Here is a 16,275-nt window from a genome sequence, read left to right on the forward strand (position 1 = left end):
TCACTATTAAAGCTATCGGTCAGATTAGATTAAAAACCTAATCTGACCGGTTTCTCTATAACCCTCTAAACTCTGATATAATTATATGATAATTAGTTTAATTAGTGGTTAATATGCAAATTGATTTTATTCATATATTGAGATAGCATAAACCATATTGGTTTAAATTATTGTGCAACTTTATAAATCGTCACTGTTACTTCTACTGACTGTATTAATAGTTATAGTCCTAAAGTTACCTGAAAATTTGAGCATTGCAGTAAATTGGTCTCTCCCAATTCTGGATTTTGATTTATCTTTTCGTATCATACTAATATCTTTTTTATCAGTTGCATTTTTAGCTGTTCTACCAGCACAAAATTTGACTTTTTCAGAGATGCTATCTTTTGCTGCTTACACTATTAATTCACTTTATGCAGTTTTATCTGAACATATGATATTGGTTATAATATTCTGTGAATTAATGACCTTCAGTGCATTTTTTACTATCGCAGCTGGCTGTAGAGATAGTGGACCTGCAATAAGGTACGCTTGTGTACACTTTTTCGTTGGAGTTATATTAATAGCAGGATTGCCACTTCAAAGCACTAACCTGATAATTTTGGGTTTATTTATAAACTGCGCTTGTTTTCCTTTTTCGTTTTGGGTTGTTGATGCATATCCTGCTGCATCGCTACATGGCACTACATATCTCTCTTTATTTACCACTAAAATCTCTTTTTTAGTGATGCTTTTACACACTTATAATCTATGGCAAGATTGTACTGAAATATTAGCGCTTGTAGGCGCCATCACTGCAATTTACAGTATTATATTTGCTTCTCTTGAGCAAAATATTCGCAGATTTTTATGCTATAATATTGTCGGACAAATGGGCTTGCTGATTATTGCAGGAGGTTTACTCAGCCCTTCGGAAAAGGCAATACCAATTTTGATACTGCATATAATCTTCTCCCTTGTTTATCAATCATTATTGTTTGTGGTCAGCAATTCAATTATTTCACGAACAAAAACAATTAGTTTTAATGGAGTAGGTAAACTGATGTCAGTGGAAGGCATGTGTGCTATAATCGCAATACTTACAATGGCTGCATTTCCTGGAACCGCTGGATTTATCAGTAAATCATATATCACAGCTGAAATTGAAATGAACACTGTTGCCTTAAAAGGGTATAAAAATTTATATAAGGTTCTAAATTTGCTGCTTTATTTAAGCGTGGGGCTAAAGTTTCTTTATTACTTATTTATTGCAAAAAGTAAGTCAAAACCTTTAGCAGAGAGGGGGGGCAAAACGACTATGGTCATTTTAGCATTTATATGCGTAATCACTGGCAATCCTTACTTGCCTATTTACAATAAATCTTCGATTTTCGATTTTGTGTACAACACAAAAAATATTTTGTCGCAATTTAATTTGTTATTATGTACCACTTTATTGTTTATTCCTTTACGCAAGTTATTTTACCCGAGAATAAATTTTAAAATGGATGTTGATTGGACTTTTAGAGCTTTCATACCCTATATTGTCTTGCTGTTCAATCAGTTAGTCTCTAAAACTAGAGAAATGTTTGCCAGCATAGTGCAAAACTTGACTAATTCACTTGCTGGTTTATACTTTAATAATATTACTAAACTTAAAGAAGTGCTGGATTATAACTCAGTGAGTTTTGTTTCAGCTTCTTCTCTCTTTTTAATGAGTATTCTACTAACGCTATTATGTTTAAATCGTTAACTGAAAGTTTAAATTCTGTATTTAGTAAACTGAGAGGAAAGTCAATCATTTCTGAAGGTGATTTTAATCTTGCCATGCGTGAAATACGTATAGCTTTAATTGAAGCTGACGTTTCACTTGAAGTTGCGAAAAAATTCATCAATGACATTAAAGATAAAGTGATTGGGGAAAAAGTCATAAAAAGTGTTTCTCCAGCACAAATGATAATTAAAATTGTGCAGGATAATTTAGTTGCAGTTCTCGGATCAGAGAAAAGTGACTTAAATCTGGCAGTTAAACCCCCTGCTGTGATTATGATGGTGGGCTTACAAGGTGCAGGTAAAACAACTACCTCAGGAAAGCTTGCTTTAAAGCTAAAAAAGCAAAAGAAAAAAGTGATGCTTGCCTCTTTAGACATTTATAGGCCGGCTGCCCAGAAACAACTTGAGGTGGTGGGTAAACAAATAGACGTACAAACTTTATCTATAGTAATAAATGAGGGGCCTATTGCAATTACAAAAAGGGCACTGGCAGCAGCAAAGAACGATAATTATGATGTATTAATACTAGATACCGCAGGCAGGCTTAATATTGACAATAATATGATGAATGAGTTGAAAGTCGTAAAGGAAATAGCTTCACCTGCAGAAGTTATTTTAGTAGCCGACGCAATGATAGGCCAGGATGCGGTCAACATTGCCAAATCATTCAATGAGGCGATAGGTGTAACCGGCATTATTCTTACCCGTGTTGATGGTGATGCACGTGGTGGTGCTGCTCTTTCTATGAAAATGATCGCCGATTGTCCAATTAAATTTATTGCTTGTGGTGAAAAATTAAGTGACCTCGATGATTTTTACCCTGATAGAATTGCAAAAAGGATACTTAGCATGGGTGATGTTGTCTCATTGGTTGAAAAAGCTGCTGAGATTGTTGGTCAGGAAGAAATTGATAAGTTACAAAAGAAAGTAAAAAAGGGTAAATTCGACCTAAACGACCTAGTGGGAATGTTAAAAACTCTGAGTAAAATGGATGGCATTAGTAACATAATGAAATTCATTCCTAGTTCATTCACAAAAAAGCTAAGTAGCAGTGTGCCAGATGACAATAAAGTGAAAAAATATATAGCTATCATAAGCTCAATGACTGAAAAAGAAAGGCAAAATCCAGATATTTTAAATGGCAAAAGAAGACTTAGAATTTCTAAGGGGTCCGGAACAAGTGTAACTGACGTTAATCTTCTGATTAAGCAGTATAATCAAATGAGCTCTATGGTAAATAAGTTCAGTAAAGTTGACCATAGTAAACTCAAAGAATCTGATTTAATGGATATGCTGAGCAGAAAGTGAGTGACCTTACCTTTAGCTATATCAAAAGCCGGCTTAGGTCTTGCAAAAAATTTACAGCTTCCCTGTTTGCACTCCTAACCTTTTCTTATTGATTAACAGCAGGTTCTTTGTTACAGTTCATAGTTATGCAAAGAAACTTAAAGCCTCATGAGTTTATTTACAGCCAGTGATTTACATAATTTGGAACTGTATAGCTGAGTATTGTGTATGATAATATTAATAACAAACGATGATGGTTTTGGAAGCGAAGGAATAAAATTACTCAAAGAGGTTGCACGGAATTTTGCGTCAGAAATATGGATAGTGGCACCAGATACTGATAGAAGCGGGGCTGCAAGATCTCTTGATTATCCAGTGAAACAATCTATTGGAATAAAACAACATAGTGAAAGGGAATTTAGTGTGTCTGGTACTCCTGCAGATTGTGTCATTATTGCGCTAAATAAAGTTATGAATAAAAAACCAGACTTAATATTGTCCGGAGTAAATATTGGATCAAATGTCGGGGACGATATTTGTTATTCAGGAACAATTGGTGCTGTAATGGAAGGTGCTGCAAGGTCTATACCTTCTATTGCGCTGAGCCAAGTTTATCATGATAAAATAGACTGGCACAATACAAAGGTTTTTGCACCAAAGGTTATTGCCAAGCTCGTTAAGGTTGGTTGGCCTAAAAACATAGTGATGAGTGTAAATTTTCCTGCTACGGAAAAAGTAAAAGGAGTAGAATTTGCTGAACAAGGTGAATATAACATTGATGGGGATTTAACTTTTACTGAAAATTCGAATGGCTCTTTTAGCTTAAATTGGTCTCGAGAGCACTCAGGCAGTGGTAGTGTAAATAAAATAAAAGAAGGATTTATTACTATCACACCAGTAAAATTAGATTTTACAGATTATGATACATTGAATGCTATGAAAAATTCTTGTGCAGACGAGTTTTCTTCTATAGCTGACTAAGAAAAACATTTGCATTGCTCCTAATTGATGTTTTCTATTGTGTTATCGCGAGCAATTATTTTTTCTTCACCTGTATCCATGTTTTTAATCTTTAAAGTTTTACTACTCAATTCTTCATCACCAAAGATTAAAGCAGCTTTAGCATTTGCTTGATTTGCTTTTTTCATTCGGTTTCTAAGTGCTCCGCTATATTCGTAGACTACATATAAACCATTTCTGCGCAATTCATTCGCAAGTGTTAGAGCATGTTCATCAGCCTCTCTGCCGATCGGAATTAGGTAAATAGGTCGCTCTTCTTTCGGAAAATAATTAATTAACTCCATTATGCGTTCAATACCTCCTGCAAATCCTATTGCTGGAGTGTGTTTTCCACCTACTGAAGATACTAGATTATCGTATCTTCCACCGGCAAAAACTGCCCCTTGTGCACCTAAATCTTCTGTGACAAATTCAAATACTGTGTGACAATAATAGTCTAGACCTCGAACTAATTTGCTATTTACAGTGTAAGGTGTGCCAAGAGCTTGCAGTCCATTTAACACCTGGTCAAAGAAATATGAAGATTCTTTTGTATAGTGATCACTGATTTTAGGTGCATCAGAAATTATTAATCTATCTTTCTCATCCTTAGAATCCAGTATTCTGAGTGGATTTTTGATCAACCTATTTTTGCTATCTTCTGATAGATTGTTTTGATACTTTGTAAAGTATAAGATCAAAGCTTCTCTATATTTAGTTATTGTTTCACTATCACCCAGAGAGTTGATTTCCAGCTTTACATTTTTATTGATGCCAAATTCAGTTAGTAAGTGCTGAGCGAGTGATATCAATTCAACATCGGCTTTTGAATCTTCTACACCAAAAACCTCAAAATTTATCTGATGAAATTGCCTCAGTCTTGCCTTTTGCGGTCTTTCGTAACGAAATGCAGGCCCTGTTGAAAATAATTTTATCGGCGTTTGCAGTTTTTTTTCAATGAGTAGCCTGACAACTGCTGCAGTGAACTCAGGACGTAAAGTTATGCTCTTTCCCCCTTTATCATTAAAGGTATACATCTCTTTAGTGATGATGTCTGAGCTATCACCTAAAGTCTTTGTGAAAACTTCCGTATATTCAAATATTGGAGTTTGAGCAGGCAAAAAGCCATATAGACTTGAGATTCTGCTTGCTGTTTGCTCTATGTGTTTAAACTTGTACCATTCATCAAACAGGAGATCTTTTGTTCCTCTAACCGTTTGATTAGTCATAGTGTGGTCTCTATACCTGCAACCTCTGGTATGTGGTAGCTCAGCATATTCTGCACTCCTTGCTTTAAAGTAATTGCAGCACTTGGGCATCCAGAGCAAGCTCCTTGTAACTCAACATAAACTATTCCATCTTTATAGCCACGGAATTTGATATCACCACCGTCTTGAGCAACTGCAGGTTTGATATAACTTTCCATCAATTCTTTTATTCTATTTACAATTTCTATATCATTCTCATCGAAAAATTCTTCATCTGGCACGTTGTTGTCATTAACTCCTTCTTTATCTAGTGCTTTTCCACCAGAAGTAAAGTGATTCATGATTGTAGTTAAAACTTCTACTTTTAATATATCCCAATTAATTTCATCCAATTTTGTTACTGAAATAAAGTCATGACCGAAAAATACTCTTACCACATGCTCTATTTGAAAAAGATTTGCTGCTAGTTTAGAATTTTTTATCTCATTCGCATTTGAAAAATCAGCAGTTTCTCCTTCGTTTAAAATTTCAAATCCAGGAAGGAATTTTAGCGTATTTGGGTTTGGTGTTTCTTCGATCTGGATGAACATGTTATTTACCATGACAATTATAATTGTTACTATTTAATCATAAAATGATAAAAAAATATACATGTCATTCATCTTTTTTCTTTTTTTAGTATTCATAGTAATTACATTTGTCTTGCCTAGCGTTGTTATATTTTTTCTTTTCCTGACAAAAAAAAATAATATAAGTTTCATGATGAACTCTATATTGAGTAAATTTTTGAACGAATTTAATAGCAGTAGAAGTTATACTGAAAATTACACTGGTGATAACATGTCCAAAGATGAAGCATTAAAGATACTGGGGCTGAATCCTGAGGCAAGTCAAAATGAAATCAATAAAGCATATCAAAATTTAATGAAATTAGTTCACCCAGATAAGGGAGGCTCGGAATATTTTGCGCAAAAGCTAAATGCGGCACGTGATAAATTGTTAAAAAAGTGATCTTAAAAAAAGTTTTCGTTTAACGAATTTCTTCCTTTGCTTTTTCTAAATACTCCAATATTGCTTCATGTAGTGCAGTCCATGTTATCTGTTCTTCTAGGGAAGGTATAAATTCTTGTCTCCAAGCATTCTTAAACTCTTGAAACCACTGTTTCTCAAAATCCTGAAATTCTAAAGAAATATCTGCTTTAAAGCTATCAATTAAACTGGAAACTTCTGCAGCTTTAGAGCTATCTAGTGATTTTAAAGATAACACTCCACTCTTTAAAATGTCTAACTCTTCCAATACATTAAGCTTAAATGGTTTATAGAGTGAAGACCATATGCGATATCTTAAATAAGAATCATAGTATAACTTAATTTTGTACATTAAAGTAATAGATGCATCAGGAAAAATGTTATTCTCATATTGTGCAAGAGAAAATAATAAATTCTCATAATCTACTTTGCTTAAACATAGTTGTAGAGTCGATTTAATTTTTTCACTAAAGGTTAGATAACTAGAAGAAATGCCATGACTATATTCACTAAAGAATTCAGGAAATATATCTGCTTGTTCTAATTTAAGAGGTAGATCTTTTCTAATTTCTCTTGGTAAATTATGTATTGAAAACTGATAAATAACCCATACAAAATTCTCATCAAACTCATCTGAGTAATCAGCATTATTATCAGGAAAAATTACATTACCTTTCTTATCATTCCAAGGTTCTATCTTATAGAAAAATCTGTTCAGCCTTTGTTTTAATTTCAAAATACCTTCATTTCTATCACCTGCTTTATACAATGTTTTGCCCATTTTGTGTTTAGCATCTTTAGGGTTTATTCTGTCACTTATGTGCAATCCAATTTCATTTTTCTCTAATAACTCCCAATCAAACAATTTGTGTGGATCTGGTTTACGCATTGTATAGCCAAGCTCTGGATCATACACTATAGTTCCTTATTTCAGAATGACTAAATATCATATCCCTTTTAATTTTAAAACGCTCCATAAGGTATAAAATCAGCTCTTTAACGGACCTCATTTGCTCTTCCGGAAAAGGCTCAAGTCCTGTGTTTACAATTTCAATACCTACAGAATAGTTGTTAAGCTTCCGTAACTCTTCAAGCTTACTATCTACCTTAACTCTTGCATAACTAATACCAGCATGCCATGCTTCTTTCTCTAATGGAACCATTAAGGTGATGCTGCCATCCCTATCGACAATAAAATGAACTGACAATCCTCTAGCATTCAGAGTATCTTTTGTACCTTTTAGTGTTGATGTTTCAGTATGGTGAACTATAACCATTAACACTTTTTTACCTGCCCTATCACCATAATTTAAAGCTGAAGCTGGATCTAAAAATAACAAATCATGATCTTTCAATAATGGTAACTTTTCTTGTAAATCTTGAAAATCATTCTCGATATTGCTTGAACTGGATACCTGCCCAGATATGAGAAATGCTGAAACAGTAATCAGTAAAACTAATAAATATTTGTTAACTTTAGATAGTTGGATTTTCATACCATCTTTATAAACACTTTGTAGATAATTTTTCATTCTATAGTTAGAATAGGGTTGTTGAATAAATTTGCAAGACAAAATCATACTAGTCCGGTAGTAGTAACATGTTCAGAGATGGAGCGTTTAAAGTGCTAGGAATAGATTCTGGAGCGAACCAAAATGAAATCAATAAAGCATATCAAAATTTAATGAAATCAGTTCACCCAGATAAGGGAGGCTCAGAATATTTTGCACAAAAATTAAATGCGGCACGTGATAGGTTGCTGAAGAATTGATTTTCAACCATTAGAAATTATTAGTTTTTTCTGTAAATTTTACTTGCACATACTCAAGTTATATGACATAAGCCCAAAATATTATATTTTAAGGGGTTTTATGGTAACAAATACAGAAATTGAGCAGTTAAAAAATGAATTATTTGCTGCAGTAAAGGAAGATAATCTTCAGAAAGCTAAAGAATGTATTGAAAAAATACCAGAAGAAAATATTAGTAAGATTGTTAACTCTAAAAGACAGGGAGACACACCTTTGCAAGTTGCTGTCCTAAAGAACAACTTTGAAATGGTGAAGTTGTTAATTGATAATTATGCTGATGTTAATGCTAAAGATTATACTGAACGTCCTGTTTTGTATCATTGCGTTACATCAAGGTATTGTTCTGCACAAATAGTAGAGTCTCTGATTAATAATGGTGCTAGTACTAGTGGTAAATTTACGGATGGTGGTGGGTTTCTTAGCCTTCTATATTGGGCCGTAACTAGAGGGTAGCCCAGAAAAAGCAGAGTTCTGCTTAAGCATGGTGCTAACCCGGATGAAAAGTTTCCTTATGCTTCCCGGGACGATTATACGTCCTTACATGTTGCTGTTATAAAGAATAATCCAGAAATGGTAAAAGTTTTCATTAAATATCATGCTAATGTCAATGCTCAAAATAAACAGGGCGAAACACCTCTACATTTGGCTATTAGATTTAAACATCCTAAGATAATAAAGCTGCTATACGATAATGGTGCTGATATTGACAATGTTAAAGATATAAGGAACCAGACACCTTCAGATTTTGCTAAGACATTTTATCCCGATAAAACGATAAAAGAAATTGCTGCAGAAGCAGAGAGTGTAAATGTAAGTCTAGACAACGCTATGCAATCCATATCTGTAGCAAGCAGCGCGGTAAAACCTTCCTTTTTTATTAATAGTATATTTAATTGGATGGGAGCTTCAACTACTGCTGCACTCAGTCGCTTATTCCAAAGTGCTCCTGCTTTATCTTCTGATCAGCAGCCTGTTACTCATTCGGCTGGAAGCCTAGCTGGTTCTTCGCAAGTCAATTTTTGTGGAACAGCTCTGCTAGCTGATGTGGTAGTCAGAAAGTTCACTGGGGGAAAATATTCAAGACCATTGGATGATTCGCTTTTGACATTGGAGCAAATTAAAGAAAGAAAGCTTAGCGCTATAGAAAGAGATGTCAAGATGGCAATTAGTAAGTTTGAAGAGCTTAATCAGTGTCCTGGGAGTTCACTAAGTAACACAACAGTATCTAAAGGCATAAATCACCAAAAGTTCTTTTAAGCTATAGTTAAAATAAGCACTCAAGTTTGAGTGCTTATTTTTTAAAAAAAAACAGATTTCCATCCCTTAAATTTAAACTTTTTATTGTGTGCTGGGGATAAGTTGCTACAATAAAACGAGTTAAAGGTAGAGAAAGCTTTAAGTTATGCAAGATGATACTAAAAAAAAAACAACGATAGAAGAAGAAAAAGGCATATTAGGATGGATAGAGTATAGACTGCCTATATTTTCTTTTCTAAAACATACTGCTTCTTATCAAGTGCCAAAAAATTTAAATTATGCTTGGAATTTTGGTTTTTTGGCTGGTATAGCACTGATTTTACAGGTAATAACAGGTATATTTCTTGCCATGCACTATACTCCACATGTTGATTATGCGTTCAATAGCGTGGAACGTATAATGCGGGATGTGAATTACGGGTGGTTAATACGCTACACTCATGCTGTTGGAGCATCGCTCTTCTTTATGGTAGTCTATGTTCATATAATGCGTGGATTATATTACGGATCTTATAAAAGACCGAGAGAGATGGTGTGGTTTGTTGGTATATTTATATTTTTTGCAATGATGGCAACTGCCTTTATGGGATATGTTCTTCCTTGGGGACAGATGAGTTTCTGGGGTGCAACAGTCATAACCAACTTATTTTCAGCTATACCTTTAATTGGCAATAAAATAGTTATATGGTTATGGGGTGGTTTTTCAGTGGATAACCCAACACTTAACCGTTTTTTCGCTCTGCATTATCTTCTGCCTTTTGTTATTATTGCTTTAGCTATGCTTCATGTGATAGCTTTGCATAGGTTTGGCTCTGGTAACCCAAGTGGAGTGGAGGTAAAATCAGATAAGGATACCATTCCTCTCTATCCTTATTATATAGTCAAGGATTGCATAACTTTTGGTCTGTTTTTTGTAGTTTTGTTTGCATTTGTTTTCTATGCTCCTAATTATCTTGGACATCCAGACAATTATATAGAAGCTGATTCTATGGTCACTCCGGTACATATAGTGCCAGAGTGGTATTTTTTACCTTTTTATGCAATGCTACGTTCAATTCCAGATAAACTTACTGGTGTGCTTACCATGTTTGCGTCTATTTTGGTGTGGTTTTTGTTACCTTGGCTTGATAAATCAAAAGTTAAAAGTGGTACTTATCGCCCGGTATTCAAGAAATTTTTTTGGGTTTTTTCAATAAATTTTGCACTTCTTGCCTGGCTTGGAGGACAAGAGGTGAAAGAGCCTTACATCACTATGAGTAGGCTATCTACTCTTTATTATTTTGCATACTTTGTGGTAATTTTACCACTGCTTAGTAAATATGAAAAGTCAAAAGAACCACCAAAAACCTTAAGTGATTCTGTGCCAGAGATGAAGTAATGCTGATGAGAAATATGTTAGCTATACTTTGCATATCATTTTTTGCTAATTTTGTGTGTGCAGAAGAATTCAAGCCATCACCAAACAAAAAAATGGACTGGAAATTTGATGGAATTACCGGATCTTTCGATAGAGAGTCAATTCAACGAGGCTATAAAGTGTATAAAGAAGTCTGTGCTGCTTGTCATTCAATGAATAGGATAGCATTTCGTAATTTGCAAGATGTTGGTTTTTCTGAAGAAGATGTAAAACAGATTGCAGCTTCTTACCAAGTTAAAGATGGTCCGAATGATTTGGGTGAAATGTTCGATAGACCTGGAATACCTTCGGATTATTTTATTGCACCTTTTGATACAAAAGAAGCAGCTGCAGCGAGCAATAATGGTGCAGTTCCACCAGACTTATCGTTAATTATTAAAGCAAGGCATGATGGTGCAAATTATATCTATTCACTGTTAACAGGCTATCAAAACGGCGAGCACGATGAAAATGATTTATACTTCAACCCTTACTTTTCAACAGGCAGGTTAGCTATGGCGCCACCACTTTCTGAAGGAATGATGGAATATGATGGTGCAAGACAAGCCACAGTTGAAAATATGGCGTATGATGTGATAAATTTTTTACAATGGGCAGCAGAGCCAGAATTAGAGCGCCGGCATAAACTTGGATTAAAAGTAGTGGCGTATTTTATAATTTTAACAGTGTTTTTTGTATTAACTAACAATAGAATTTGGAACAAGCTCTATAAAAAGAAGTGATAGTCAATTTTGCCTCAAATACAATGGTTGTCATCCAAGTAGCTAACACTGGTTCCTTTATGACGGCAGTGCCCAGAGGTGTCAAGCAAGTTTTTTCGTTTCTATTCCCAAGAAAAGTTCTTTATATGGTTATGCAAGAAGTCTATTGTTGGTTAATGTTTTATGGCTTTACGGAAAGTTTATAGCTATACAACTTATCTTAAAAGCAATATAGTGTTCACTATGCAATGAATCAAAGATAGTAAGTGAAGTCTATGAAATTTCAAATCACTACACATTTTCAACCCGCTGGAGATCAACCGCAAGCAATCGATAGTTTAATTGCGGGGCTAAATAGCAATAAAAGAGACCAAGTTTTACTTGGGGTTACTGGTTCTGGGAAAACTTTCACTATGGCAAATGTTATAGCAAGGACGAACAGACCTGCGCTGATCATGGCACACAATAAAACCTTAGCAGCACAACTTTATGAGGAAATGAAAGGATTGTTTCCCAATAATGCTGTTGGATATTTCATTTCTTATTATGATTACTATCAGCCCGAAGCTTATTTGCCGCAAACTGATACTTATATCGAAAAAGACTCTGCAATCAACGACAGAATTGACATGCTGCGTTATTCTGCTGTCTGCTCCCTATTGGAGCGCAGGGACACGATCGTAGTTGCCAGTGTTTCTTGCATATATGGTCTTGGTTCGCCTGAAAGCTACCGCAGCATGACTATATCTTTAAGTGTTGGAGATAAAATTCATGTTAATGATTTCTTGAGTAACTTAGCTGATCTTCAATACAAGCGCTCTGATACCAGGTTTGAGAGAGGATATTTCAGAGTGCGTGGCGATATTATCGATATATTTCCTGCCTATTATGAAAATAAAGCTTGGCGTTTATCGCTGCTTGGTGATGAAATAGAAGAAATTTCTGAAATTGATGCTATAACGAGTAATATTACCAAAAGCCTAAATACAATCACCATTTTTCCAAACAGCTATCACATTACATCACGTGAGACTCTGTTGCAGACAGTTGGGCTAATCAAAAAAGAGCTGCATGAACGCTTGGATTATTACTACTTGCAAAATAAGATTGTTGAAGCAAAGCGCCTCGAGCAACGCACTAATTTTGATATTGAAATGATGAGAACAACAGGAATATGTAAAGGTATTGAAAATTATTCGCGTTATCTCTATGGAATGGAAGCTGGGGATCCACCGCCTACTTTGTTTGAATATTTACCCAAAGACGTAATTTTATTTGTTGATGAGAGTCATGTCACCGTTCCTCAGATTGGTGCAATGTACAGTGGTAATGAGGCGCGTAAAAAGAAATTGATTGACTATGGCTTCAGGCTCCCTTCCGCTTTTGATAATCGTCCATTAAAATTTGAAGAATGGGAGAAAGTTAGGCCGCAGACTATTTACATTTCAGCTACTCCCGGAAAGTATGAGTTAGCACAAACCAATAACGTATTTATAGAGCAAGTTATTCGTCCAACAGGGCTTACAGACCCAATCTGCATTGTGAAACCAATAGAGAGTCAAATTGATGATGTAATTTATGAGGCACAAGTGACAATAGGAAAGGGATTTTGTGTTTTAATCACTACACTGACAAAAAAAATGGCTGAAAATTTAGCTGAATATATGAGTGAATTAAATATGAGAGTGAGTTATTTGCATTCTGATATTGGTGCGCTAGAGAGAATAGAAATTATATGTAAATTAAGATCTAAAGAAATTGACGTTTTAGTAGGTGTTAACTTGCTTAGGGAAGGTCTTGATATTCCAGAGTGTGGTTTAGTTGCAATTTTAGATGCTGATAAAGAAGGATTTTTACGATCAGAAACATCGCTCATTCAAACGATCGGTCGTGCTGCACGTAATGCTGAAGGTAGAGTAATTTTATATGCAGATAAAATCACTGGTTCTTTAGATCGTGCATTAAGAGAGACCGAAAGAAGAAGAAAAAAACAAGAAGAACATAATATATTGCACAATATTGTCCCAAAGACTATAATAAAACCTATATCAAACACCTTACAGGAGAGGGCAATAGCAGAACCGAAAGTAAATACTAATAAGGATGATTTGAGAAAGCAAATGATAGAGCATGCTGAAAATTTAGAGTTTGAAGAAGCAGCAAGAATAAAAAAATTATTGCAAGGTTAAGTAATATATGATGCTATGGGTATAGCATGAAAGTGTAAACAACCTGCTATTCTCCTTCTTATTTTAGCTAATCTTTTTGAGATTTTTGACAATTTCTTAGAATTGAAGAAGGAAAGGCGCATTTTTTTATTGACTTATCTATGTATTACGGTAATTACTAAAGAATTAGTGAGTAATGGTTATAGAATATGAATGGTGGGGTACCAAATAAGGAATCATGTGATATTTTAGATCAGTTATCAAGCACTAGAGATCCACGTAATATTTTAGATCAGTTAGCAAGCAATAGCAATTCATTAGACGATTGCAATTATGTTCAATATATAATGTTTCTTCTACGAGCAGGAGCTGATCAAAGTACAAAAATCCGAGATGGAAAAACTCAGTTAGATTATTTCAATGAAAAATTATCTGGCATTTTAGATCATTTAGAACGGGATATCAATCTATTAGATTATCCCAGTTTTACTCAAATTATAATTGCTCTTCTAGGAGTAGGAGCTAGTCCAGATGTATACAACCAAGTTGAAAAAAAAACTCTGTTACATTACGTTGCTGAACATAACGATACTGGCGGTATGAAATTTTTTTTAGACGCAGAAACTGATTCAGATGTGCAAGATCAAAGTGGAAGGACTCCATTACATTACGTTGCTGAACGTAACAATATTGACGGTATAAAAATTTTTTTAGACGCAGGAGCTGATCTAAATGTGCAAGATCAAAGTGGAAGGACTCCGTTACATTACGTTGCTGAACATAACAATATTGAAGGTATAAATTTTTTTTTCGAAGCAGGAGCTGATCTAAATGTGCGAGATCTAAGTGGAAAGATTCCATCGGATTATGCTACTAAACACTGCCTTCAAGTTTTGAAGGATTGGGGGTATGATTTAGGTGATTCTCATGGAAATGAAGGGAATCCGGCAACACCTGATGGTTCGGTAGGTGAAAGTAATGATTGTTCAAATAGCTCTGGTGATGATAGTCAGGTAAAGTCTGTTAAATTGAGTGATTGTAACACAGAAGAGGATTCGGACTATCATTCAGATAGTTCTTGTAAAAATGAAGAGAATCCGGCAAATAACTCTAGTAATTACCCTAACAAGCACAATGATGATCAGGCACTGCGTGATGATCCAGGGTATGGCTCCGGTGACGATGATAAAACAATTTCTACTAAATCGATTGATTGTGACCGAAAAGACGAGGATTCGAGCTGTAGTTTAAGTGATTATCTTTTTCTAGAAGACTCACTGTTAGCGAAGCTAGGAATACCATTAACTACAGATGAGCAGGAGCTAATTGATAAGTTTTGTGAGGAGATAAGAGGTATAACAACACAAAATAAACAAGAATCTGAAGAAAGTATTCTAGAAAGTATTGAGAAAATAGTAAATGAGTACTTGGGGAAAGGACTAAGATTAAATTCAAGTTGTAGTAATGGTAATGAAAAAGGTGATAAAGAAACTGTAACAAATTTAATACTTGAAGAAATAGAAGGTATTATTAATGAGCGTGTGAAACCACGCGATGGAACCAAAGCGTATATAGGGAGGGTTAATGATATTACCGACCAAGACGATGACAACGAAGATAAAGTTTCAGGTATCGTAGAAAACATCACTAGCTGGTTATTGTTAAAAGGTGGAAAAGCAAGACAAAAATTTTTCTTCGGTAATACTGAGCTAGCACAAGATTATGGATTTCATTATATGAATGATCTTAATAAGCAATATAAGGATAGGAAAGAAGAGCTAAAGAGTATAGCATGTGGAGGTATTGTAAACAAAAGTAAGCAAACTCATGAGTATGACTTTAAAGCAGAAATAGATAATGTATATTTTTATGTGAAATATCCACAAGATAGTATTATTGAACCTGTGAAAATCTTAAACAATGAAAAAGCTAAAAAGTTAAATCTAAAAGTCGGCATACTTCAAATTGGGGAGAGTATAGTAAGAGTTGAAGGTACAAAAGATGGAAAAAGAAATTACACAGATGTCTTAGAAGGTAGCATTAAAATGTCTTTTACCACTGAGGTAGGAGAGATTAGTATTTATCTAAGTCCTAGTAAGAAAGATGGTAATAAAATAAAAGTAGAGGTTGATGAGGAAAACAAAGCAAGGTTTAACAAATTAAAAGACAAATCAAGTTTAGGAAAAAACTGTCTTTTAGAAAGAGAAAATGTTTCAGAAGTTATAAGCAAGAATTTTAAGATGAGTGATAGTGTGTCTACAGAGTCAATCGAAACTATTAAGGGTGTTCCATTTACTGATTTTACGCAAGCTTGTCTGCAGCAAATTAACACAAGTGTTAAAGGCAGATAGTGATTATTGAAATTGTGCTACACAATAATAAGCTCACTCAAAATTGTTCCGATTTGGCAGGGTTGTTTTGCCGCACCAAGCGATATGGCTTTGAATATGAGATTTTAATCTTTCCGGAAGCTCGCCACAGTTACAATGGGTGTGCTTTCGTCAGCTACTTAAGTGGCTAAGATATATCTAACGTAGCTTTATCTTTGCTTTCTGACAGTCTTTATTGATACTCGTTTATCAGCCTTTCAGGCTCGTTCAATACACTCTGAATACAATATGTTGCACAATGTTATGCCAGAGAGTA

General features: G+C 34.6%; 15 protein-coding genes. 11 read left to right on the forward strand and 4 right to left on the reverse strand.

Annotation, left to right across the window (positions count from 1 at the left end):
- The first annotated feature begins 172 nt into the window (after positions 1 to 172).
- The 3 genes from NHG98_RS00530 (at position 173) to surE (ending at position 4,020) form a co-directional block, all read left to right on the forward strand.
- Entirely contained in the window at positions 173 to 1,732 is a 1,560-nt protein-coding gene (locus NHG98_RS00530) for a proton-conducting transporter transmembrane domain-containing protein (RefSeq protein WP_096616095.1), read from the forward strand.
- Complete coding sequence (ffh, locus tag NHG98_RS00535; protein ID WP_096616097.1) at positions 1,717 to 3,060, forward strand: signal recognition particle protein; 1,344 nt, start codon at positions 1,717 to 1,719, stop codon at positions 3,058 to 3,060. Before NHG98_RS00530 ends, ffh begins: the two co-directional genes overlap by 16 nt.
- A 207-nt stretch (positions 3,061 to 3,267) precedes the next feature.
- A complete protein-coding gene (gene surE / locus NHG98_RS00540; protein ID WP_096616099.1) occupies positions 3,268 to 4,020 on the forward strand; it encodes a 5'/3'-nucleotidase SurE in 753 nt (250 codons plus the stop codon).
- Between the two features lie 20 nt (positions 4,021 to 4,040).
- Here surE and hisS read toward each other — a convergent pair whose 3' ends face one another.
- Both hisS and NHG98_RS00550 read right to left on the reverse strand, forming a co-directional pair.
- Complete coding sequence (gene hisS / locus NHG98_RS00545) at positions 4,041 to 5,267, reverse strand: histidine--tRNA ligase (protein WP_096616101.1); 1,227 nt, start codon at positions 5,265 to 5,267, stop codon at positions 4,041 to 4,043.
- The gene (locus NHG98_RS00550; protein ID WP_096616131.1) at positions 5,264 to 5,836 is read right to left on the reverse strand and encodes a NifU family protein; all 573 of its coding nucleotides are present in this window, start codon (positions 5,834 to 5,836) and stop codon (positions 5,264 to 5,266) included. Before NHG98_RS00550 ends, hisS begins: the two co-directional genes overlap by 4 nt.
- A gap of 169 nt (positions 5,837 to 6,005) precedes the next feature.
- On the opposite strand from NHG98_RS00550, the gene NHG98_RS00555 reads away from it, so the two are divergent.
- Positions 6,006 to 6,257 carry a J domain-containing protein gene (locus tag NHG98_RS00555; RefSeq protein WP_259245427.1) on the forward strand — a complete coding sequence of 84 codons (252 nt, stop codon included), beginning with the start codon at positions 6,006 to 6,008 and terminating at the stop codon, positions 6,255 to 6,257.
- 19 nt (positions 6,258 to 6,276) lie between these two features.
- Here NHG98_RS00555 and NHG98_RS00560 read toward each other — a convergent pair whose 3' ends face one another.
- Both NHG98_RS00560 and NHG98_RS00565 read right to left on the reverse strand, forming a co-directional pair.
- A complete protein-coding gene (locus NHG98_RS00560) occupies positions 6,277 to 7,191 on the reverse strand; it encodes a hypothetical protein (protein ID WP_259245428.1) in 915 nt (304 codons plus the stop codon).
- Complete coding sequence (locus NHG98_RS00565; RefSeq protein ID WP_259245429.1) at positions 7,184 to 7,855, reverse strand: N-acetylmuramoyl-L-alanine amidase; 672 nt, start codon at positions 7,853 to 7,855, stop codon at positions 7,184 to 7,186. Before NHG98_RS00565 ends, NHG98_RS00560 begins: the two co-directional genes overlap by 8 nt.
- A 20-nt stretch (positions 7,856 to 7,875) precedes the next feature.
- On the opposite strand from NHG98_RS00565, the gene NHG98_RS00570 reads away from it, so the two are divergent.
- From NHG98_RS00570 to NHG98_RS00595, 7 genes are all read left to right on the forward strand, one after another.
- The gene (locus NHG98_RS00570; protein WP_096616105.1) at positions 7,876 to 8,046 is read left to right on the forward strand and encodes a J domain-containing protein; all 171 of its coding nucleotides are present in this window, start codon (positions 7,876 to 7,878) and stop codon (positions 8,044 to 8,046) included.
- Positions 8,047 to 8,146: 100 nt separating this feature from the next.
- A complete protein-coding gene (locus tag NHG98_RS06395; protein ID WP_096616107.1) occupies positions 8,147 to 8,539 on the forward strand; it encodes an ankyrin repeat domain-containing protein in 393 nt (130 codons plus the stop codon).
- An 18-nt stretch (positions 8,540 to 8,557) separates the two neighbouring features.
- Complete coding sequence (locus NHG98_RS00575; protein ID WP_096616109.1) at positions 8,558 to 9,343, forward strand: ankyrin repeat domain-containing protein; 786 nt, start codon at positions 8,558 to 8,560, stop codon at positions 9,341 to 9,343.
- 145 nt (positions 9,344 to 9,488) lie between these two features.
- The gene (locus NHG98_RS00580; protein ID WP_096616111.1) at positions 9,489 to 10,721 is read left to right on the forward strand and encodes a cytochrome b; all 1,233 of its coding nucleotides are present in this window, start codon (positions 9,489 to 9,491) and stop codon (positions 10,719 to 10,721) included.
- Complete coding sequence (locus NHG98_RS00585; RefSeq protein WP_410543655.1) at positions 10,721 to 11,482, forward strand: cytochrome c1; 762 nt, start codon at positions 10,721 to 10,723, stop codon at positions 11,480 to 11,482. Before NHG98_RS00580 ends, NHG98_RS00585 begins: the two co-directional genes overlap by 1 nt.
- 254 nt (positions 11,483 to 11,736) lie before the next feature.
- Complete coding sequence (gene uvrB, locus NHG98_RS00590; RefSeq protein WP_096616113.1) at positions 11,737 to 13,650, forward strand: excinuclease ABC subunit UvrB; 1,914 nt, start codon at positions 11,737 to 11,739, stop codon at positions 13,648 to 13,650.
- Between the two features lie 188 nt (positions 13,651 to 13,838).
- Positions 13,839 to 15,980, forward strand: coding sequence for an ankyrin repeat domain-containing protein (locus NHG98_RS00595; RefSeq protein WP_259245430.1), 2,142 nt, complete (start codon positions 13,839 to 13,841; stop codon positions 15,978 to 15,980).
- Positions 15,981 to 16,275 lie beyond the last annotated feature (295 nt).

This window comes from Wolbachia endosymbiont of Aedes albopictus (assembly GCF_024804185.1).
In the GTDB taxonomy this organism is placed as follows: domain Bacteria; phylum Pseudomonadota; class Alphaproteobacteria; order Rickettsiales; family Anaplasmataceae; genus Wolbachia; species Wolbachia pipientis_B.

Excerpts from the sequence above, each read along its gene's own strand:
- ffh (WP_096616097.1), top strand. The coding sequence starts at position 1,717 with ATGTTTAAATCGTTAACTGAAAGTTTAAATTCTGTATTTAGTAAACTG.
- surE (WP_096616099.1), top strand. The coding sequence starts at position 3,268 with ATGATAATATTAATAACAAACGATGATGGTTTTGGAAGCGAAGGAATA.
- hisS (WP_096616101.1), bottom strand. The coding sequence starts at position 5,267 with ATGACTAATCAAACGGTTAGAGGAACAAAAGATCTCCTGTTTGATGAA.
- NHG98_RS00550 (WP_096616131.1), bottom strand. The coding sequence starts at position 5,836 with ATGTTCATCCAGATCGAAGAAACACCAAACCCAAATACGCTAAAATTC.
- NHG98_RS00555 (WP_259245427.1), top strand. The coding sequence starts at position 6,006 with ATGATGAACTCTATATTGAGTAAATTTTTGAACGAATTTAATAGCAGT.
- NHG98_RS00565 (WP_259245429.1), bottom strand. The coding sequence starts at position 7,855 with ATGATTTTGTCTTGCAAATTTATTCAACAACCCTATTCTAACTATAGA.
- NHG98_RS00570 (WP_096616105.1), top strand. The coding sequence starts at position 7,876 with ATGTTCAGAGATGGAGCGTTTAAAGTGCTAGGAATAGATTCTGGAGCG.
- NHG98_RS06395 (WP_096616107.1), top strand. The coding sequence starts at position 8,147 with ATGGTAACAAATACAGAAATTGAGCAGTTAAAAAATGAATTATTTGCT.
- NHG98_RS00580 (WP_096616111.1), top strand. The coding sequence starts at position 9,489 with ATGCAAGATGATACTAAAAAAAAAACAACGATAGAAGAAGAAAAAGGC.
- NHG98_RS00585 (WP_410543655.1), top strand. The coding sequence starts at position 10,721 with ATGCTGATGAGAAATATGTTAGCTATACTTTGCATATCATTTTTTGCT.
- uvrB (WP_096616113.1), top strand. The coding sequence starts at position 11,737 with ATGAAATTTCAAATCACTACACATTTTCAACCCGCTGGAGATCAACCG.
- NHG98_RS00595 (WP_259245430.1), top strand. The coding sequence starts at position 13,839 with ATGAATGGTGGGGTACCAAATAAGGAATCATGTGATATTTTAGATCAG.